Source organism: Chromatium okenii (assembly GCF_002958735.1).
In the GTDB taxonomy this organism is placed as follows: Bacteria; Pseudomonadota; Gammaproteobacteria; order Chromatiales; family Chromatiaceae; genus Chromatium; species Chromatium okenii_A.
Window position 1 is genome coordinate 320,109 of sequence record NZ_PPGH01000037.1, and the last position, 21,723, is coordinate 341,831.

General features: G+C 47.7%; 9 protein-coding genes and 3 pseudogenes. 9 read left to right on the top strand and 3 right to left on the bottom strand.

What is annotated here, in order from left to right; all coding sequences use genetic code 11:
• Positions 1–16: 16 nt before the first annotated feature.
• The 3 genes and pseudogenes from CXB77_RS13330 to CXB77_RS13340 all read right to left on the bottom strand — a co-directional run bounded on the left by CXB77_RS13330 (position 17) and on the right by CXB77_RS13340 (position 5,688).
• On the bottom strand, positions 17–259 hold the full coding sequence (locus CXB77_RS13330) for a DUF1902 domain-containing protein (RefSeq protein ID WP_105074292.1): 243 nt from the start codon (positions 257–259) through the stop codon (positions 17–19).
• Between the two features lie 23 nt (positions 260–282).
• On the bottom strand, positions 283–780 hold the full coding sequence (locus CXB77_RS13335) for a DUF2442 domain-containing protein (RefSeq protein WP_105074293.1): 498 nt from the start codon (positions 778–780) through the stop codon (positions 283–285).
• A 24-nt stretch (positions 781–804) separates the two neighbouring features.
• Positions 805–5,688 (bottom strand): annotated as a pseudogene (locus tag CXB77_RS13340) (DEAD/DEAH box helicase).
• Positions 5,689–5,907: 219 nt separating this feature from the next.
• On the opposite strand from CXB77_RS13340, the gene CXB77_RS13345 reads away from it, so the two are divergent.
• From CXB77_RS13345 to CXB77_RS13385, 9 genes and pseudogenes are all read left to right on the top strand, one after another.
• A complete protein-coding gene (locus CXB77_RS13345; RefSeq protein WP_242445710.1) occupies positions 5,908–6,492 on the top strand; it encodes a PilZ domain-containing protein in 585 nt (194 codons plus the stop codon).
• A gap of 195 nt (positions 6,493–6,687) precedes the next feature.
• Positions 6,688–8,037 (top strand): annotated as a pseudogene (locus CXB77_RS13350) (sigma-54 interaction domain-containing protein); the annotation flags it as partial.
• A gap of 383 nt (positions 8,038–8,420) precedes the next feature.
• A complete protein-coding gene (gene fliE / locus CXB77_RS13355) occupies positions 8,421–8,762 on the top strand; it encodes a flagellar hook-basal body complex protein FliE (RefSeq protein ID WP_105074765.1) in 342 nt (113 codons plus the stop codon).
• 136 nt (positions 8,763–8,898) lie between these two features.
• A pseudogene (gene fliF, locus CXB77_RS13360) lies at positions 8,899–10,579 on the top strand (flagellar basal-body MS-ring/collar protein FliF).
• On the top strand, positions 10,572–11,597 hold the full coding sequence (gene fliG / locus CXB77_RS13365; protein ID WP_105074295.1) for a flagellar motor switch protein FliG: 1,026 nt from the start codon (positions 10,572–10,574) through the stop codon (positions 11,595–11,597). Before fliF ends, fliG begins: the two are co-directional and overlap by 8 nt.
• Positions 11,594–12,346, top strand: a complete 753-nt coding sequence (locus CXB77_RS13370; protein ID WP_242445711.1) for a FliH/SctL family protein — start codon at positions 11,594–11,596, stop codon at positions 12,344–12,346. The genes fliG and CXB77_RS13370 overlap by 4 nt, the downstream gene beginning before the upstream one ends.
• Positions 12,343–13,746, top strand: a complete 1,404-nt coding sequence (gene fliI / locus CXB77_RS13375) for a flagellar protein export ATPase FliI (protein ID WP_105074297.1) — start codon at positions 12,343–12,345, stop codon at positions 13,744–13,746. The genes CXB77_RS13370 and fliI overlap by 4 nt, the downstream gene beginning before the upstream one ends.
• On the top strand, positions 13,743–14,189 hold the full coding sequence (locus CXB77_RS13380) for a flagellar export protein FliJ (protein ID WP_105074298.1): 447 nt from the start codon (positions 13,743–13,745) through the stop codon (positions 14,187–14,189). The genes fliI and CXB77_RS13380 overlap by 4 nt, the downstream gene beginning before the upstream one ends.
• 23 nt (positions 14,190–14,212) lie before the next feature.
• The gene (locus CXB77_RS13385; protein ID WP_172452671.1) at positions 14,213–21,712 is read left to right on the top strand and encodes a flagellar hook-length control protein FliK; all 7,500 of its coding nucleotides are present in this window, start codon (positions 14,213–14,215) and stop codon (positions 21,710–21,712) included.
• Positions 21,713–21,723 lie beyond the last annotated feature (11 nt).

The window sequence follows — 21,723 nt, forward strand, 5'->3', positions numbered from 1 at the left end:
GATAAATGCAACCGAATCAGATGATATTTGAGCTGTTGCTTAATGGCGCTTTGCGGTGAAGCAATTGGTCAGCATCGCGTTGATCTTCGCCATCAATTGCATCAAAAATATAACTGTCAATCTGGCGATCTAGCCGCTTGCGGGCTTCGCAATATGATTCGCCTTGCGCCGCTAAACAAAGATCAATACAAACTGCAATCCAGAGAGATTCGCTTTCCTGTTCTGCATAGCAGCGTAACGTTAGTTTTTGTGAGTGCATGATTTATCTCCAATGCAATTTATTTAATTGCTGCCCAGCTTGGTTGAATGCCCAAATATCGGTAGAACACGCGGCAAATGATCGCGCACCGAGCCAATCGCTTCCCAACCCAAGCAAGCCAACCAAATTGTACGCGGAATGTTTTGACGAGCAATTCGATAATCATCAATTAAATTCTCTGCGATACCGAGTGCAGTAGCAGCAGTAATGGATGTTAGTGCATTGCGGCGCATCCATTCATTAAGCATTTCATGGCTAATGTCGCCGCGCTGTTCCTTCGCCCAAGCATAAACATTATCAGCACCAAATTCTTCATCTGTCCATTCAATGCTGTTTCCCCATTCGCCCAAATGAACACGGGTAAACAGATCGGAATTCAAAATTGGCGTTAATACAGCATGACGACGCAACTGCGTTTCAACATTGACATCCAATACTTCGCCGGTGTTCCAGTGAGTGCGCAGGCAATAGGGCTGCAACGCTTCAACTGAGGTTAATTTTGGAAAAAAACAGTGATTCATTGATGATATTCTTGTTTTGTGCGGTTATAAACTTTCCAATATCGGCAGCCCCTTTACAATCGCCAGCGTTTCTAAACTCACTGTGACCACGCGCTGAAATAATTCTAATGAATAGCGCGGGTTATTCATCGTTTCATTTGCCCAATCATTTGCGTCGTTGACAATGCCGCTGTCTTTGTCGGTTTTGACGCATTGCCGCTCCATCACCCAATCCAATGCTGGTTTGCCATTGACAACGTATTCATACGCTGCCAGCGGAATGTCGCGCAGTGTGATGAAATCATTATAAATCACGGTGGTTAAATCTTTCTCTTTTCCGCGCTTGCCGTATTTCATTTTGGTGACGCGATAATCAGCCGCAGTCAATGGCGCTGGTTTCAATGGTGAGCGGATACAGCGCGACGGTTTCATAATTGAGATGCAGCGCGGCTAATTGCCGCCAGCGCGACATTGCTAATGCCCAGAAATCGCAGCAGTTTTCACTCGCGGAATGCGCGGTAATTCTTTGCTCAAATTGTCGGCATAACTGGTGCGATATTCCGGCGAATGCAGCAGACCATAAATATAATAAAACAGGTCTTCTTTATTGATTATTTCATCAGGATAAGCCGTTTGGAAATGGTTTAACCCCGCGTCAGTAATTGCATCGCGGCGCGTGCGGGTTGATTCCATTGCAAATAAACTGGCGTCACTCGTTGCTGGTGCTGGCTCATCGTATAAATAGAGCGGGAAACATTGAGCACCCGCTTCCATTGAATTCAAATCAGGAATAACGTTAGCAATGACACATGAAAAAGATTTAGCTCCTTTTGCTGTAATCATAATCACCACATTTTCCGCCGTTGCATCAGGAAAAATGCGGGGCATTTGATAAACGCAGTTATTAAAATGCTCGTTAAAATACATCCAACTTTTAGAATAAGGTCGATACAGTGAAAATACAAACCCAGATTTTATTACTTGCCGTGATTTATGGTTTCCTAAATCCTGTTTTACTTCACGAGTCCAGCTCAATCTGCTTGACGTAAAATCAACAAATTTCTCGACATCAGGATAATCTTTTTTTACTTTTCCGGCGCAGGCTGTTTTGTATCTTTCAATCTCAGAATTATAATAAGCAATCATATTTTCTACAGTTTTTAATAAACTGTTACAAGAAAAGTTGTAAACCCACGCATCCCGATTTGTTTTTACTCCATTTGAGTAGTTTTCAAACAATTTAATCCCGTCGCTTTTTTTATTTCCCAGCACGATAAAATCAGAAAAATTATCATTGCGTTGATTCAGCCAGTCGCCGTGCTGATCCGGTGTGATTGCTTGCCAGCCATCGCTTTTAGTAATTCCCGCAATGCTCACAAAAGCGTTGATTTTGTCTAACTTATCCTCACGGCTTAAATAATCGCCAATGTCGTGAAAATAAATCTGCCCGTGCTGTGCCGCATTCGGATTTTTAACTAACAACGAGATTGCAATTGGCGCACGGCTGCCGCTGCCAAAAATTTTGCCACCTTCTTTGCGCGATAATTCTCCAGACGTGCGTTGATTACCGCGTAAATGAAAAATATAAATGCTGCTAAATTCTTCTGCTAAACACTGCCGTAAACCGTCCGCCGTATTTGCTTCTAACCAACCGGCATTCGTTACAAAACCAATAATTCCGCTGTCACCAATCCGATCTGATGCCCAGCGAATAGCGCGGATATAACTATCATAAAGCGAATTTTTTAATGTTGCTGTTGAGCGTTCGGCATAGGTGGTGCGGATACGTTCATCCAAACCTGCGTAGCGCAAATTGGCATTGTTATCATTGGCGCTGGCTTGTCCGGCGGAATATGGCGGATTGCCAATAATCACCCGCACTGGTAACTGTTTTTGCTTGTGTCGCCGCGAACTATTTTCAGCCAGCAGTTCATCCAATAAATCACCTTTTTCATAAAGCTGGAACGTATCGGTTAAACAAATCCCGCCAAACGGTTGATAATTGCCGCCGACTAAACTGTGATAACTGGATTCAATGTTGATTGCCGCGATATAATACGCCAACAGCACAATTTCATTGGCGTGAATTTCGTATTGATATTTGAACGGCAATTGCTCTGGACTAATCAAACCACTGTGCAATAAGCGCGTGATAAAGGTTCCGGTTCCAGTAAACGGATCAAGAATGTGCACACCCGCGCTGCCCAGCGACAAATTAAATTCAGTTTGTAATAAATGATTGACACTGTGCAAAATGAAATCCACCACCTCAACCGGCGTATACACAATACCCAGCCGCTCGGTCAATTTCGGAAACGCATTGCGGAAAAACTTATCATACAATTCAACGATGATTTTTTGCTTGCCCGCAGCATTATCAATTCCTGCTGCCCGCATTTTCACACTGTCATAAAACGCTTGCAGCGTATCGGTTTCTTTTTCCAAATGATGCTCATGCAATTGCGTCAAAATCGCCTGCATTGCCTTTGACATCGGATTGTGTTGTGCAAACGCATAATCCGCAAATAACGCCGCAAATACCGGCTCTGTCACCAAATGCTGCGCCAACATTTCAATAATTTCGCCATCGCTCAAACTATCATTCACATTCGCCCGCAATTCCCGCGTAAATGCCGCAAACGCCGTTTGCTCTGCCGTATTGAGCGGATTGGCTAAAATACTGGTGATGCGCTCAATATGCCTATTCGCAATTTTCGCAATATCATTTGCCCACTCCTCCCAATGATGCCGATTGCCGCATTTCTCCACCAACTTGGCATAAATCGCCCGCTCTACTTCGCCAATTTCAAACTGCAATTCACCCTGATCTTCAGCGGTTAACTGCGGCTTTTCCGGCGTTCCAATCGTAAAATCATCGCGTCCAGTCTTGGGTTTTTTCTTCTTTCCTGCGGCACTTTTTTTACCAATTTTATCGGTAATCGCCACCACTTCCATCTTTTTAGAATCGCGCCCAATGAATTCCAACTTATTCACAAACGCATCAAAATGATCATCATGCGAACGCAGCGCCTGCAATACCTGCCAAACCACTGCATAGGTTTTATTATCATTTAAGGCTTCATGCGGTTCCATTCCCGCCGGAATCACCACCGGCAAAATCACATAACCGCGTTCTTTACCGGGCGCAATCCGCATCACCCGCCCAACTGCCTGCACCACATCCACCTGTGAATTGCGCGGCGAGAGAAATAACACTGCATCCAAAGTCGGCACATCCACGCCTTCCGATAAACAGCGCACATTACTTAAAATGCGACAAGTATGTTCTGGCGCTGTATTCCGCAACCATTGCAACTTTTCATCTTTTTCACTCGCATTCATCGTGCCGTCAACATGCTCTGCTTCACAACGCAATTGCGCTGCCGTATCCAATGGCAATTGCTCCTGCGCCTGATACGCTTCCACCACTGCCTGAAACATCTCTTTAATTTGTTTTGAGCTGATTTTATGCGTTTTCACCGCTGTTGCTTTTTCAATCACCTGACAAAACGCTACTGCGCGTTGCATTGGCGCAGCATCCTCTATTTCAGCAAATCCCTGTTTTGCCAACGCCTTCCAACAGCCGATAATTTTTGCTGCATCATCCATTTTCAATTGATTATCCGGGTCTTTTAATAACTGCTGAATACGCCGACTCACATGCGCTTCATCAATGGTTAAAACCACCACTTTATAATCCACCAATAACTTGCGCCACACTGCTTCGGAAAAGGTTAATACAAATAATTCTTTGCCATATAACGCCTCATCATCCATTGAACAGAGCGCGATTTTATCCTGTTCTGCTTTTGCTTTTGCCACATCCGCATAAATACGCGGCGTTGCCGTCATATACAACCGCTTGGTAGCGCGTAAATACGCAGCATCATGCACCCGCACAAACGCACTTTCTTCTGCATTCTCAAACACTGCGCCAGTGGTGCGATGTGCTTCATCACAAATAATTAAATCAAACGCTGGCAATTGACAATTGATTTGCGCCTGATGCAGCACCTCAATTGAATGATAAGTGCTAAACACCACCGTCAAATGTTCTGCATCGTGCCGCTTCAGCATTTCCGCTGCCAATCGCTGCGCATTCGTAGTTGCTGGATAACGCAATTCATGCACCAGCGTTTGCACTTGATCGGCATTTTTATCGCGTTTTTTCCCGACATCACTATCCGAACACACCGCAAAACTATGTAACGCAATCGCGCTTTCTTGTGTCCATTCCGTCAAAGTCTGCGATAACAAATTCAAACTCGGAACCAAAAACAACACGCGCCCACCAGCGCCAGCAATTGCCTCCGCAATTTTTAATGCCGCAAAGGTTTTGCCCGTGCCACACGCCATAATCAACTTGCCACGGTCGGCAGTATTCAATCCACTTTGCACCGCAATTAATGCCGCTTGCTGATGCTCACGAATCACTTTTTTCGGTTTGAATACCGGCGCGGTTTTAGGATGATATTCCCGCCAATCAATCTGACTATTTTCGAGCGCAGCCAAATCAATTTTATTGACTGGTGGCTGTTGATCGCGCAAGGCTTCTTCTGCGTGTTGACTCCACTGCAACGCAGTCGTGACAATAATACGATGCGTAAATGCCGTTTTACCCGAAGCAGTAAAAAAGCTATCAATATCGTTTTTTTGCACGACATGCTCTGCCGCATAAAACTTACATTGGATCGCGTGCAATTCATTGGTTCCGCGAGTTTGCGCAACTAAATCAATTCCCGTATCCTGCTCGCTTATTCCTTGCGTGACTGCCCAATCCGCATACAGCCACACTTGAGCATATAAATCTTGATAGGTCGCTTCATGGCGCAAATAACAAACAATCAATTCCTCAAAATACGTGCCTTTTTCCTTTTGAGTGCGGGCAATGCTGCGATAATGATCAAGTAATTCAGTGAGTGCGGACATGAAATTAAACCTGTGTAATGATGCAGATTAAACAGTGCAACGTATTCCTTATTAACGCATCGTAACAAAATACTGCACCAACCGTTTTATTTGTGCGTTGTGAGATAAATATCATTGCCTGTTACGGACAAGCCTGCTGAGTTAAGCATCGTGCACTGGGTCGCAAATCGGTTAGGATCAAGCGCGTTTTATTCACTTCAGAAAATCGGAGTTATCACGATGGCGAACTGGCAAGATGTACTCGGAGACGGGCTGGCAGTGACGCTAGAGTTGCCAGTCGCAGCAAGTGAGCGGTTGCCGACCAGCGGCGATGTGGCAGCGCGACTGCTCGATGCGATTGCGGCACTGGAAGCGGATTCGTCCAGCCGTTCTAACGAGGAACTGCCACCGCCGGAATTGACGCGCTTGGAACTCAAACTCGATTTGCTCATGGATTTGGTGATGACGCTGCTGGCCGATCAAGTGCCGCGCTGCGTGGAAATCAAACTGAGCGGTGAAGGCATCGTGATTCCCGCTGGCGTATTGCCGATTGAATGCACGCGCCTCGCCATTTATCCCTGTCATTGGCTGGCGCAGCCGCTGATTTTAGAACTCAATCCTTTTATTCAACGCGATCAACACTGTGGCGCAACTTGGTATTCGCCGGATTACGGTTTGCGCGAAGTGTTGCAACGCTGGGTATTTCGGCTGCATCGGCGCGATGTAGCGCGGCGACGATTGCAATCCGATCTACAAGACTCTGATTTAATACGCGCAACGGCCTCAACGTTTGCCTCCACCAGCAAAAATTTCCCCCCTTTGTAAAAGGGGGGTTAGGGGGGATTTGAAGGCATCGAAGAGAAATCCCCCCTGCCCCCCCTTTTGCAAAGGGGGAGTATTCGAGTCCTTTTGCAAAGGGGGAGTATTCGAGTCCTTTTACAAAGGGGGGAGTATTCGAGCCTTTGTAAAATGGGGGAGTATTTGAGCCAACTACTTAACGCCTATAGGTTTTATCATGCGATGCGCACATCAACAGGACAGGCAGCGGTGATCACAATCGGTTTATTCAGTCATGCCAACACCGGCGCAGCAACGCGCCATATTCTGGAATTTCTCGGCTGCGCCGTGCGCGAGCTGGCGCAATTGCCGACTGCGCCAGCCGATGATCTTTCCGCACTGTGGTTATGCGCTCCGACGACGACGCTGTTGGCATGGCGAGCCGCATTGCCTGCGACCTTTATCGCGCCAGTGATTTACCAAATAACCGATGCTGCCATTGCGACGCTGCCGTCTTCAGTGATGCAACTGCGTTCGCCACTGCAACCCAGTTTGGTACTGCAAATTCTGCATTGGCTGCACACCGAGACCGCGACTGCCGAGGCGGATTGCGGCGTGGATTTGGTCGGACGTCATCCAGCGATGTTGACGGTGAAACGGTTGATCGCGCAGGTCGCCAAAACCGATGCAACGGTGCTGATTCGCGGCGAAACCGGTTCCGGCAAAGAGGTCGTTGCTCGCGCCATTCATGCAGCATCAACGCGGCAGGGCAAACCGTTTGTTGCGATCAATTGCGGCGCAATCCCCGCCGACTTATTGGAAAGCGAATTATTCGGGCATGAAAAAGGCGCATTTACTGGCGCGTTCACTGCTCGCGCTGGGCGCTTTGAATTGGCGGAAGACGGCGTGTTATTTCTGGATGAAATCGGCGATATGCCGCTGCCGATGCAGGTCAAATTGCTGCGCGTATTACAGGAACGCACTTTTGAGCGCGTCGGCTCGAATAAACCGCTGCAAACCAACGCCCGCATCATTTCCGCCACGCATCGCAATTTGGAAGAAGCCGTCAACGAAGGCGTATTCCGGCAGGATTTATTCTTTCGTCTCAACGTGTTCCCGATTGAAATACCGTCGCTGCGCGAACGCCAAACCGACATTCCGCTATTGATTGCAATTCTGGAAACGCGACTGCGCGAACAAGGCGTGACTCCCGCCCAATTAACGCCCGCAGTGCTAGCGCATCTGGAAAGTCATCCGTGGCCGGGCAACATCCGCGAACTGGCTAATTTGCTGGAACAACTGGCAATCATGTATCCCGAAATGCTGGTGGATTTGGCGCAATTACCGCCGCGCTTTCGTCCGCCAGAAACCGAGATATTGGCGCTGGGAACTGCGCCCGCAGCAGAAATAACCACTGCCTCAACATTGCTGCCGGAAGGCGTGGAACTGCGGGATTATCTCAACGCGCTGGAGCGCGACATGATCGTCACGGCACTCGAACAAAACGGGCAAGTGGTGGCACGCGCTGCGCGGCGGCTGGGAATGCGGCGCACCACGCTGGTTGAACGGATGCGCAAATTCGGGCTAGACCGTGACGGCTCGGCTGCCGAAGTGAGCGATTTTCGCCAGACTGAATTGAGTTCGCATTGCCAGCCGATTTCTCAAACGTCAAAAAAACGTCAGATTTCGCGTTCATCACCATTGCTGCTGGCGCTTGAACACCCGGCGCGACGCAGAATCCAAATCAAAACAAGCTGTTGCCGTTTACGCACAATTCCACGCGATCTAGCGCGACTCCTCGCTTAACCCACTGAAATCAATTGTATTATTTTTGCATGCTGTGGTCAAAACCGCAACGGCATTGATTTGCTTTCTCCACTGCAACCGTCACCCGCGCGCTCGATATTTTGACGCTTTATCGAGATCACGCGGGCATTGACCGGAGCTACATTGCGCACCCGTTGGAGAATAAGCACATGAGCGACATGAAAATACAGTCCTTCGTCGCGCCGCTGGTGAGCCGCTTTCAATCAAATCCAGTGGAAGACACTCCTTCAATTGATGCCGTTGGTGAACTTGCCAAACTGTCCGCTGGTGAAGATTTCGCATCCAAATTAAAAGATGCAGTCCGCGCAGTAAATAACGAACAACAACAAGCCAGTACATTACAAACCCAATTTGAACTTGGTGACGACAATGTCAGTTTGCCGCAGGTCATGCTTGCTATGAATCGCGCCAGCATTTCATTCGAGGCAATTAACCAAGTGCGCAACCGTTTACTGACTGCCTATCAAGAAATCATGAATATGCAAGTCTGAACTTTGAATTGACCGCATTCACTGAATAACCGCAGGATTTCGCCATGGACTCGTCACCGTCAATCACTGCCCCGATGGATACGCCAGCGCCCGCTGCGCCGCAGACACTTTCCGAGCGAATGGTGCATTTAATGGATTGCCAATTGGTCGGCAAATTGCGCTGATTAGCATTATTGCGGGTGGATTGGTGGTTGCTGGCGCAATTTTGTATTGGGCGCTGCGTCCAACCTACGCGCCGTTATTCATGCAAATTGAAAGTACGCAAGCCGCGCAGGTATGGAAGCATTGACGGCAATGAAAGTGCCTTACAAAGTCGATACGCTGTCGGGACGCATTGAAATTCCACAAAAAAATTGCCGAAACTCGTTTATTGCTTGCCGGTCAGGGTTTGCCGAAATCAGCCGATATTGGTTTTGAATGCTGCAAGACAGTTCTAATTTTGGCAGCAGTCGTTTAATTGAAGGAGCGCGTTATCAGCGGGCATTGGAAGGTGAATTGGCGCGTTCAGTTGCGCGTTGGAACCAGTGGAGCTGGCGCGAGTACATTTAGCGCAAGCAGAACGCTCGGTGTTTGTTCGTGAACGCACTCCACCCAGCGCATCGGTCGTGGTGCATTTGCGCAATGGCAATGAATTAACCGAAGCACAAGTTGGCGCAATTGTGCATCTCATTTCATCCAGCGTTCCCGAACTGACGCCAGAGCGCGTGACCATTGTTGACCAAGCTGGGCGGCTATTGACCAATAACGATAAGGGTAAAGAAACCAGTCTTTCGCTCGATCATCTAAACTATACGCAGCGGGTTGAAACGAGTTTTGCCGAGCGAGTGCAATCACTATTGACGCCTATCGTTGGGCGCAATCGCGTTCGCGTACAGGTCGCTGCGGAATTGGATTTTTCTGAAATTGAACGCACTCAAGAATCCTTTGATCCAGACCGGATTGCGGTGCGTTCCGAACAAAGCAATGAAGAAGAAAAACTTGGCGCTGATCCAGCCATTGGTGGTATTCCCGGCGCATTAACCAATCAACCTCCTGCTGGTGGCGCAGTGGGTAATCAGCAGGCTGCTGGCGCAGCTAATCAGCAAATTCCCAGCAGTCGCAATCAGCAAACCACGCGCAATTACGAAGTGGATCGCAGCACGGCGCGGATTCAAGAAAAGCCGGGCGGTATTCGGCGCTTATCGACCGCAGTTGTGGTTGATTTTCAAGATCAAACGAATGACAAAGGCGAAGTGGTGCGGGTTGCGCGTACCGATGCAGAGTTAGAAAACATTCGGGCGTTGGTGCGCGGCGCAATTGGTTTCAGCGACAAGCGCGGTGATTTACTTAGTGTCAGCTCGGCGTCATTTGTGCCAGATACGCTGGTGGAAGATGCCACGCCATTTTGGTCGGAAAGCTGGTTTTTGGATTTGGTCAAGGTCGTCGGTGGCATGATTTTGGCGTTGTTGGTGTTGCTGACTGTCGTGCGTCCAGCATTGAAACAATTGATGCCGCCACCGCCCGCACCAGAGCCAGTTGCGCAGTTGACCGGACCGGATGATGAACAACGCCGCGCCTTGCGCGATGGAGTTGAATCCGATGAATATGATGAAAATTTAACCGATGAAGAACGATTGGCGCTGAGTGAGGAGGGCGCGGCAATGGCAGCGCAGTTAAGCGAAAAGAATGCTGAATTAACGGGTGCGAAGTTGGCGTTAGCAACTACGAAAGAAGCCGAGCAGCAACAGATGGATTTGGAAGCAATCCGCGAGCTGGTGCATGAGGACCCGAAACGGGTGGCGCAAGTGATGAAACTGTGGATGGCAGAAAATGGCTGAAGCAAAAAAAGTTAACGATCCCAGCCGCTTTACCGGCGTTGAACGCACCGCGATCTTTTTGATGGTGCTCGGCGAAAACTCGGCAGCGGAAATCCTCCGCCACATGGGACCGAAAGAGGTGCAAAAAATCGGCACGGCGATGGCGTCGCTGGAACGCATTTCGCGCAACGACATCAGTTATGTGCTGCAAGAATTTCTGAATCTCATTCACGATCAAACGTCATTTGGCATCGGCGCAGATGATTATGTGCGGCGCGTGTTGCGGCAGGCACTCGGTGAAGATAAAGCGGAAGGTTTGATTGACCGGATTTTGCTGGGGCGCAATTCCAAAGGATTGGAGGCGCTCAAATGGCTTGATCCGCGTGCTATTGCGGAAATGATTCGCAATGAACATCCGCAAATCGTCGCTATCGTGTTGTCGCATCTCGATCCCGATCAATCCGCAGAAACGCTGTCGTATTTGCCGGATCGGGTGCAATCGGATTTGATTTTGCGCATTGCCACGTTAGACGGTGTACAACCGGCTGCGTTGCAGGAATTAGATGAAGTGCTGGAGCGCCAGCTCTCCGGTAAAAATACTGCGAAATCGTCAATGGTTGGCGGAATCAAAATGGCTGCCAACATTATGAATTTGATGGATTCATCGAAAGAAGCGATTGTCATGGAAGGCATTTCGCAGGTCGATGAAGGCATCGCCACGCGGATTCAGGAATTGATGTTTGTATTCGCCAGCCTGATTGATGTCGATGATCGCGGTCTACAAACGCTGATGCGCGAAATATCCACCGATACGCTGGTGGTTGCATTGAAAGGTGCCGAAGAAGATTTGAAAGACAAGGTGTTCCGCAACATGTCCAAACGCGCAGCCGAAGCACTGCGTGATGATCTCGACAGTAAAGGTCCAGTGCGCTTGAGCGATGTTGAAGCGGCACAGAAAGAAATCCTCGCAGTGGCACGGCGCTTGGCCGAAAGCGGCGAGATCGTGCTCGGCGGTAAAGGTGGAGAAACCATGTTGTGATCCGTTCATCCTCACCAGCAGCGAATAGCGCCAGACTTTGGGAACCGCCCGATGTCAGCCCCGTCAATCTGCCGATGGTTGAGGATGATGATGACAACACTGTGGAGAACTTTGCCGAGCCGGTGATGCCGTTGCCCACGCCCGAAGAAGTGACTGCCATTCAAGAAGCTGCGCGGATTGCCGGCGAAGAAGCTGGTTATCAAACGGGTTATCAAGCTGGCTATGACGCTGGTAACGCCTTGGCACTGCAACGTGCCGCAGTGGAAGAAGAAGCCCGCGAGCAGCGCGAATTAGCATTGCGTGATCAGCAGGAAGAAATGCTCAAAGTCGCAGTGCAGGCGTTGGAAAATATCGCGCACGCGCTGTCTGATCCGCTGGCAGATTCGGTGGACGCGCTGGAGCCGGAATTGCTGCTGTTGGTGACGACGCTGGCGCGGCAAGTGATTCTCGAAGAGTTGCAACAGCGCCCGGAATTGATCGTCACCGTGCTGCGCGAAGCATTGAAGCAGTTGCCCTCGCGCAATCATCCGCTGCGGATTCATCTGCATCCAGACGATCAAGTCATTTTGGAGGTGTACGCCAAAACCGCTGATGAAACCATGACTTGGCTGCCCAACCCCACCATCGAACGCGGCGGCTGCATCGTCGAAAGCGGCGCGAGCCGAATCGACGCCACCGTAGAAACCCGTTTGCAACAAAACATCGCTGCCATTTGGGGCGAACTTGCCCCGCCGGAGATGACGCCATGACCGAATTGATTCGAGATTTACAGGAAGAAAGCTCGCGGCAATTGGCGCAGGGTCTGCGCGAACGGCTGGCGCAATCCCGTCAACGCATTGAAAACATTCCCAATCCACAGCCAGAAGGTCGCTTATCGCGGATGGTGGGAATGACGCTGGAAGCTGAAGGCATTCGTTTACCCGTCGGCGGACGCGCTGCCATTCACACCGTGCACGGAACGCAAATGGCTGCCGAAGTGGTGGGATTTCAGGGTGAACGGACGTTTTTGATGCCGGAAGGCAAATTGGAAGGTTTGATTCCCGGCGCTCGCATCGAACCGTTGGAACAGAGTCGGCGCATCGCAGTTGGTCCCGAATTGCTGGGGCGCGTGATCGACGCACTCGGCAAACCGCTGGATGACGGCGGGCCGCTGCGCACTCAGGAGCAAGTGCCGATTGAAGGTCGTCCGATCAATCCGTTAACACGCGCTCCGGTCAGAACCGCGCTGGATGTCGGAATTCGGTCGCTCAACGGGTTGCTATCGATTGGACGCGGGCAGCGGGTCGGATTATTTGCCGGCAGCGGCGTCGGCAAAAGCGTATTGCTGGGCATGATGACCAAACACACCGCAGCGGATGTGATTGTCGTCGGACTGATTGGCGAACGCGGGCGCGAAGTAAATGAATTCATTCACGAAATTCTCGATGTCGAATCGCGTAAACGCACGGTTGTGGTCGCAGTTCCCGCCGATCAATCGCCGTTATTGCGTCAACACGGCGCTTGGGTTTCGACCACCATCGCCGAATACTTTCGAGATCGTGGTTTGAATGTATTGCTATTGATGGATTCATTAACGCGTTTTGCGCAGGGAGCGCGAGAAATTGCGATGGCAATTGGTGAACCACCAGCAACCAAAGGCTATTCCGCATCGGTATTTGCGCGGCTGCCGCAATTAGTAGAACGCGCTGGCAATGGCGATCACGGCGGCGGTTCAATTACCGCGTTTTATACCGTATTAGCGGAAGGCGACGATCAAAATGATCCAATTGTTGATTCCGCTCGCGCTATTCTCGATGGTCACGTCGTCTTATCGCGGGAAATTGCTGAAACGGGACGTTATCCTGCAATTGATGTGAGTGCATCCGTATCGCGGGTAATGAGTGCGGTCGTCACTCCAGAACATCAACGCGCTGCCTATCGGTTTCGCAGTTTAATGGCAACCTATGCGCGTAACCGCGATTTAATTGCGGTCGGTGCATATCGCAAAGGTTCCGATCCGCAATTAGATGAAGCAGTCGCAATAAATCCGCGATTGGAAGCATATCTCAGTCAAAACCGTACTGATGCCGCCAGCTTTGAACAATCACGAAATGATTTATTTACTTTGCTATCAATGCCCAGCGGTTTAGATCGCCGCTTAACGCCATGAGTAGTAGCAGCATTAAACGTTTTCAGCGCCTATTAACGATTCGGAAAGCACAGGAAAATGAAGGCGCAGTTGCGCTGGGTGGACGACTGGCAGAATTGCAGCGAATTGAACATCAGCGCGATTTGCTGGTGGAATATCAAAGCCATTATGTCAATGCCAATTTGCCGAATGATGCGCGAATTCTTAAACAAATTGCGCTATTACAACAGCAACTGCGCGGTGCATTACAACAGCAAGAAGGACGCCTTGTCATTGCAGAAAAACAAGTTGAACAAGCGCGTTCGGCGTGGATGGAAATGCACCAAGCCAGCTTGTCGTTAGAGAAATTGATTGAGCGACGGCGGCGCGTTGAAAACACGCTGGATGGACGCAAACAGCAATACGAACAAGACCTTTGGGCGACCCGAAAAGCGTTTCAAAAAACAGATCAAGACTTGGCATGAACATTTCTGCGGACGTTCACATGATGCCGTCAATTACCTTACAAGCTAGTCCAGCCAGCATGTGGCTACAGATTTTCGGTAGCACATTCAGTGAATTAGGCGCTACTACGTTGCCTGAAGGCACTGATTTCGCCGCCACGTTTGAAACGCGGTTGAAAGATGCGTTGGCTGATGCAGACACCGATCCGGCGCAAATTGCTGCGCTTTCTGGTCACGACGTGATCACGCAAGCGATTGTATCTAATCAAAATCTTGTGCCTGTTGCGCCTGCTCCACCAGTTCCCAATTCAGACATCGAAACACCTGAAGTCGCGCCGGTCACGACGGCGGCAGTTTATGCTGCGGAAGATGCGCCCGATCTTGATATTCCTGATGATTTATTAAAGCGATTACTCGAATCTTCATCACTAGAAACTTGGTCAGTACCAAAAGATTTGCCAGACATTCCAGTACTATCTGCGCCAAGTGAAAAATCAACAACGGCTGAATTACCGGCAGCGCAATCAATTACAAATTTAGCAAATCAACTTGCCAAAATTGCACGTGAAAATTCGGAAACAATTCAATTAAAAAATATCGAGCCACCAGCGGAAACTAAGCCGATTGTCCAGTCTCAACCTGAATTAGTTAAACCTGCGCCAACGCTAACTCAGCAGGCAATTGAAACTGAATTAGAAACAGTTGCGCCAATAGTGGAAACTAAGCCGATTATTCAATCCCAACTTGAACCGATTGAAAGCGCAGCAGCGCCAATTAAACCTGTTGTGCAATCTGCGCCGGAAACAATAACTGAAACTGTTAAATCAGTTGTTCAATTTCAATCTGAACCAGTTAAACCTGTATCGATGCCATTTCAGCCGGTGATTGAAACTGAATTAGAAAAAGTTGCACCGGTAGTGGAAACTAAACCAATTGTTCAATCCCAACCTGAACCGATTGAAAGCGCAGCAGCGCCAATTAAACCTGTTGTGCAATCCGCGCCGGAAGCAATTGAAACTGAACCTTTTCAACCAACTGTTCAATCTCAATCTGAACCAGTTAAACCTGTACCGACGCTAATTCAGAGGGTGATTGAAACTGAATTAGAAACCGTCGCGCCAGCAGTAGAAACTAAGCCAATTATTCGGTCTCAACCTGAACCGATTGAAAGCGCAACAACGCTAATTAAACCTGTTGTGCAATCTGCGCTGGAAGCAATTGAAACTGAACCGGTTAAACCAGTTGTTCAATCTGAACCAATTAAACCTGCGCCGACGCCAATTCCGCCAGTGATTGAAACTGAGTTAAAAACTGTTACGCCAGCAGCGGAAACTAAACCAATTATTCAGTCTCAACCTGAACCGATTGAAAGCGCCCCCGCGCCAATTAAACCTGTTGTACAATCTGCGCCGGAAGCAATTGAAACTGAACCTGTTCAACCAGTTATTCAATCTGAACCAGTTAAACCTGCGCCGACGCTAATTCAGCCGGTAATTGAAACTGAACTAAAAACCGTTGCGCCAGCAGTGGAAACTAAGCCAATTATTCAGTCTCAACCTGAACCGATTGAAAGCGCAGCAACGCCAATTAAACCTGTTGTACAATCTACCGAACCTGTTAAACCAGTTATTCAATCTCAGTCTGAACCAATTAAATCTGCGCCGACGCCAATTCAGCCGGTGATTGAAATTGAATTAGAAACTGTTACGCCAGTAGCAGAAACTAAACCAATTATTCAATCTCAGCCCGAACCGATTAAAAGTGCACCTGCGCCAATTAAATCTGTTGTGCAATCTGCGCCAGAAGCAATTGAAACTGAACCTGTTCAACCAGTTGTTCAATCTGAACCAATTAAACCAGTGTCGACGCCAATTCAGCCGGTGACTGAAACTGAGTTAAAAACCGTTACGCCAGCAGCGGAAACTAAACCAATTATTCAGTCTCAACCTGAACCGATTGAAAGCGCCCCCGCGCCAATTAAAACTGTTGCACAATCTGCGCCGGAAGCAATTGAAACTGAACCTGTTCAACCAATTATTCAATCTGAACCAATTAAACCTGCGCCGACGCCAATTCAGCCGGTGATTGAAACTGAGTTAAAAACCGTTACGCCAGCAGCGGAAACTAAACCAATTATTCAGTCTCAACCTGAACCGATTGAAAGCGCCCCCACGCCAATTAAATCTGTTGTGCAATCTGCGCCGGAAGCAATTGAAACTGAACCGGTTAAACCAGTTGTTCAATCTGAACCAATTAAACCTGCGCCGACGCCAATTCAGCCGGTGATTGAAACTGAATTAGAAACCGTTGCGCTAGCAGTGGAAACTAAACCGATTGTTCAATCCCAAATTGAACCGATTGAAAGCGCAGCAACGCCAATTAAACCTGTTGTGCAATCCGCGCCGGAAGCAATTGAAATTGAACCTGTTAAACTAGTTATTCAATCTGAATCAATTAAACCTGCGCCGACACTAATTCAGCCGGTGATTGAAACTGAATTAGAAACCGTTGCGCCAGCAGCGGAAACTAAGCCAATTATTCAGTCTCAACCTGAACCGATTAAAAGTACACCTGTGCCAATTAAATCTGTTGTGCAATCCACGCCGGAAGCAATTGAAACCGAACCTGTTCAACCAGTTATTCAATCTGAACCAATTAAACCTGCGCCGACGCCAATTCAGCCGGTGGTTGAAACTGAATTAGAAACCGTTGCGGCGGTACTGAAAACTAAACCGATTGAAAGCGCAGCAACGCCAATTAAAACTGTTGTGCAATCTGCGCCGGAAGCAATTGAAACTGAACCTGTTCAACCAGTTATTAAATCTCAATCTGAACTAGTTAAACCTGCGCCGACGCCAATTCAACCGGTTATTAAAACTGAATTAGAAACCGTTGCGCCGATACTGGAAACTAAACCGATTGTTCAATCCCAAATTGAACCAATTGAAAGCGCAGCAACGCCAATTAAATCTGTTGTGCAATCTGCGCCAGAAGCAATTGAAACTGAACCTGTTCAACCAGTTATTCAATCTCAACCTGAACCAGTTAAACCTGCGCCGACGCCAATTCAACTGGTTATTAAAACTGAATTCGAAACCGTTGCGCCGATACTGGAAACTAAACCGATTGTTCAATCCCAAATTGAACCAATTGAAAGCGCAGCAACGCCAATCAAACCTGTTGTGCAATCTGCGCCGGAAACAATTGAAACTGAACCGGTTAAACCAGTTGTTCAATCTGAACCAACTAAACCTGCGCCGACGCCAATTCAGCCGGTAATTGAAACTGAGTTAGAAAACGTTGCACCGGTAATGGAAACTAAACCGATTATTCAGTCCCAACCTGAACCGATTGAAAGCACAGCAACGCCAATTAAACCTGTTGTGCAATCTGCGCCAGAAGCAATTGAAACTGAACCTGTTCAACCAGTTGTTCAATCTGAACCAGTTAAACCTGCGCCGACGCCAATTCAACCGGTCATTAAAACTGAATTAGAAACCGTTGCGCCGGTACTGGAAACTAAACCGATTGTTCAATCCCAAATTGAACCAATTGAAAGCGCAGCAACGCCAATTAAACCTGTTGTGCAATCTGCGCCGGAAGCAATTGAAACTGAACCGGTTAAACCAGTTGTTCAATCTGAACCAGTTAAACCCGTACCGACGCCAATTCAGCCGGTCATTAAAACTGAATTAGAAACCGTTGCGCCAGTAGCGGAAACTAAACCAATTATTCAGTCCCAACTTAACCCGATTGAAAGCGCAATAAAGCCAATTAAACCTGTTGTGCAATCTGCGCCAGAAGCAATTGAAACCGAACCTGTTCAACCAGTTGTTCAATCTGAACCAGTTAAACCCGTACCGACGCCAATTCAGCCGGTCATTAAAACTGAATTAGAAACCGTTGCGCCAGTAGCGGAAACTAAACCAATTATTCAGTCCCAACTTAACCCGATTGAAAGCGCAACAACGCCAATTAAACCTGTTGTGCAATCTGCGCCAGAAGCAATTGAAACCGAACCTGTTCAACCAGTTGTTCAATCTGAACCAGTTAAACCCGTACCGACGCCAATTCAGCTGGTCATTAAAACTGAATTAGAAACCGTTGCGCCAGTAGCGGAAACTAAACCAATTATTCAGTCCCAACTTAACCCGATTGAAAGCGCAACAACGCCAATTAAACCTGTTGTGCAATCTGCGCCAGAAGCAATTGAAACCGAACCTGTTCAACCAGTTATTCAATCTCAATCTGAACCAGTTAAACCCGTACCGACGCCAATTCAGCCGGTCATTAAAACTGAATTAGAAACCGTTGCGCCAGTAGCGGAAACTAAACCAATTATTCAGTCCCAACTTAACCCGATTGAAAGCGCAACAACGCCAATTAAACCTGTTGTGCAATCTGCGCCAGAAGCAATTGAAACCGAACCTGTTCAACCAGTTATTCAATCTCAATCTGAACCAGTTAAACCCGTACCGACGCCAATTCAACCGGTCATTAAAACTGAATTAGAAACCGTTGCGCCAGTAGCGGAAACTAAGCCAATTATTCAGTCTCAACCTGAACCGATTGAAAGCGCGGCAGTGCTAACTAAATCTGTTGTGCAATCTGCGCCGGAAGCAATTAAAACCGAACCTGTTAAACCAGTTATTCAATCTCAATCTGAACCAATTAAACCTGCGCCGACGCCAATTCAGCCGGTGATTGAAACTGAGTTAGATGCCGTTACGCCAGTAGCGGAAAATAAGCCAATTATTCAGTCTCAACCTGAACCGATTGAAAGCGCAGCAGTGCCAACTAAATTTGTTGTGCAATCTGCGCCGGAAGCAATTAAAAACGAACCTGTTAAACCAGTTATTCAATCTCAATCTGAACCAGTTAAACCTGCGCCGACGCCAATTCAGCCGGTGATTGAAACTGAGTTAGAGACCGTTACGCCAGTAGCGGAAACTAAGCCAATTATTCAGTCTCAACCTGAACCGATTGAAAACGCAGCAATGCCAATTAAACCTGTTGTGCAATTTGCGCCGGAAGCAATTGAAACTGAATCTGTTAAACCAGTTGTTCAATCTCAATCTGAACCAGTTAAACCTGCGCCGACACTAATTCAGCAGGTGACTGAAACTGGATTAGAAGGCGTTGCGCCAGCAGCGGAAACTAAGCCAATTATTCAGTCTCAACCTGAACCGATTGAAAGCGCACCTGCGCCAATTAAATCTGTTGTGCAATCTGCGCCAGAAGCAATTGAAAATGAACCTGTTCAACCAGTTGTTCAATCTCAATCTGAACCAGTTAAACTTGCGCCGACGCCAATTCAGCCGGTGATTGAAACTGAATTAGAAACCGTTGCACCGGTAGTGAAAACTAAGCCAATTACTCAGTCTCAACCTGAACTGATTGAAAGCGCACCTGTGCCAATTAAACCTATTGTGCAATCTGCGCCGGAAGCAATTGAAACTGAATCTGTTAAACCAGTTGTTCAATCTGAACCAGTTAAACCTGCGCCGACGCCAATTCAGCCGGTGATTGAAACTGAATTAGAAACCGTTGCAGCGGTACTGAAAACTAAACCGATTGAAAGCGCAGCAACGCCAATTAAAACTGTTGTGCAATCTGCGCCGGAAGCAATTGAAACTGAACTTGTTCAACCAGTTATTCAATCTCAACCTGAACCAGTTAAACCTGCGCCGACGCCAATTCAACCAGTTATTAAAACTGAATTAGAAACCGTTGCGCCGGTACTGGAAACTAAACCGATTGTTCAATCCCAACCTGAACCGATTGAAAACGCAGCAACGCCAATTAAACCTGCGCCGACGCCAATTCAGCCGGTGATTGAAACTGAGTTAAAAACCGTTACGCCAGCAGCGGAAACTAAACCAATTATTCAGTCTCAACCTGAACCGATTGAAAGCGCCCCCGCGCCAATTAAACCTGTTGTACAATCTGCGCCGGAAGCAATTGAAACTGAACCGGTTAAACCAGTTGTTCAATCTGAACCAATTAAACCTGCGCCGAAGCCAATTCAGCCGGTGATTAAAACTGAGTTAGAAACCGTCGCGCCAGCAGTAGAAACTAAGCCAATTATTCGGTCTCAACCTGAACCGATTGAAAGCGCCCCCGCGCCAATTAAACCTGTTGTACAATCTGCGCCGGAAGCAATTGAAACTGAACCGGTTAAACCAGTTGTTCAATCTGAACCAGTTAAACCTGCGCCGACGCCAATTCAGGCGGTAATTGAAACTGAATTAGAAACCGTTGCGCCAGCAGCGGAAACTAAGCCAATTATTCAGTCCCAACTTGAGCCGACTGAAAACGCACCTGCGCCAATTAAATCTGTTGTGCAATCTGCGCCGGAAGCAATTGAAGCTGAAGCTGTTCAACCAATTGTTCAATCCCAACCTAAACCGATTGAAAGCGCAGCAATGCCAATTCAGCCGGTCATTGAAACTGAATTAAAAACCGTTGCGCCAGCAGCGGAAACTAAGCCAATTATTCAGTCTCAACCTGAACCGATTGAAAGCGCACCTGTGCCAATTAAATCTGTTGTGCAATCTGCACCGGAAGCAATTGAAACCGAATCTCTTAAACCAGTTGTTCAATCTGAACCAGAGCCAATTAAAACTGCGTTGACGCTAATTCAACAAATAAAAAATACAGATCAAAGTCAAACAATTTCGCAATTAATATCAGAATCAGAAACAACAATTCCGTCAGCACTAATTAATGCGATGCCTCTACGATCTGCTCGGATAACATCAACAATGAATGACGCAGAATCCGTGCCTGCTGTTAATGATTCAACTGCGGATACGGAAAGCTCAATAGTTCTTGCCCCTGCGCCTTTGTTGTCACTTCAACAACAAAGCAAGGTATCACCAGAAACGCAACAAGTTATTAAACATCGGCGATTTCAACCGCTTTTTTCTGAACAGGGAACACTACTACGTCCGATTGCAATTGATGTAGAATCCAAACAGACTGAAATAGATAGCACAGATATTTTTAATTCTATAACACCGGAAAGATCATCAACTTCTATATCAACAGCGCCTTTAGCGACAATAACTTTGCAGAATACTGTACTGCCTACACGCCCATTAGATTTAGCAACAGTGCTACAGCCTAGCGGTGAACGTTATCTCGGAGAGCCGGTGAAATGGCTGGTGCAAACAAATACGAATTCTATTGAATTAAAATTGCATCCAGCAAATTTAGGAGCAATTGATGTCCGAGTAACAATGGAAGCAGAAAAAGCGCATGTGCAATTTTTATCTTCTAATTCAATTGTCCGCGAAGTATTAGAAGTAGCATTGCCGCGCTTGCGCGATAGTTTAGCGCAAGATGGTTTACAGCTTGGGACTGTGTCTATTTCCGATCAAACAGCAGAACAAAGGCGTGGATCGGGACGCGAATTAGCTGAAGCAATGCAACAAGGACACGAGCATTTCGACGATGATGATGCAGAAACACAGACAGAAACTCCTCTTTATCGCAAAAATTCATCATCTGTTAGTGATGGACAGCTGGATGATTTTGCATAAATAGTCTAGCG